Origin of the sequence: Aeromonas fluvialis (assembly GCF_000819885.1) — a bacterium.
Lineage (GTDB): Bacteria > Pseudomonadota > Gammaproteobacteria > Enterobacterales > Aeromonadaceae > Aeromonas > Aeromonas fluvialis.
Window position 1 is genome coordinate 1 of record NZ_CDBO01000012.1, and the last position, 610, is coordinate 610.

1 protein-coding gene is annotated in these 610 nt (G+C 60.2%); it reads left to right on the top strand.

The features are described from left to right. Nucleotides 1-610, top strand: a 610-nt coding sequence (gene istA, locus BN1125_RS03635) for an IS21 family transposase (RefSeq protein WP_042010751.1), incomplete at both ends; no start/stop codon positions are given.

A 610-nucleotide genomic window follows, 5' to 3' on the forward strand; every position in this document is an offset into this window, starting at 1 on the left:
GATGATGTCACCCTTGAGCGTGCCTTCCTCAGCACGCGGGCGGTGTCGAAAACTCACCACAAATCCCTCCCTGACTGGGCGGCGCTCCACCAGGAGCTCAAAAGACCCGGCCAAAAAGGGGTGACCCTGGAGCTGCTGTGGCAGGAATATGCCGAGCGCAATAGCAGTGCCCACTACAGTTACAACCACTTCTGCCGGCTCTATAAGGCGTGGGCATCGGTGCTGCAACCGTCGATGCGCCAGACCCATCTCGCCGGTGAAAAACTCTTTGTCGATTATTGCGGCCAGACCATGCCTATCGTTGATCCCCATACCGGCGAGATCCTCTATCGGGCCCAGGTCTTCGTCGCGGTGCTCGGGGCGTCCAACTACACCTTTGCCGAAGCCACCCGCTCCCAGCAGCTTGAGGATTGGGTGATGAGTCACAAGCGGGCCTTCGAGTTCTTCGGTGGCGTACCGCAACTGGTGGTGCCGGATTGCTTGAAGAGTGCGGTCAGTGTGGCCCGTAATACGGATCCGGATCTCAACCCCACCTACCAGATGCTGGGCGCTCACTTTGGCACGGCGATCATGCCCGCCCGTCCGCGCAAGCCCAAGGACAAGTCCAAGG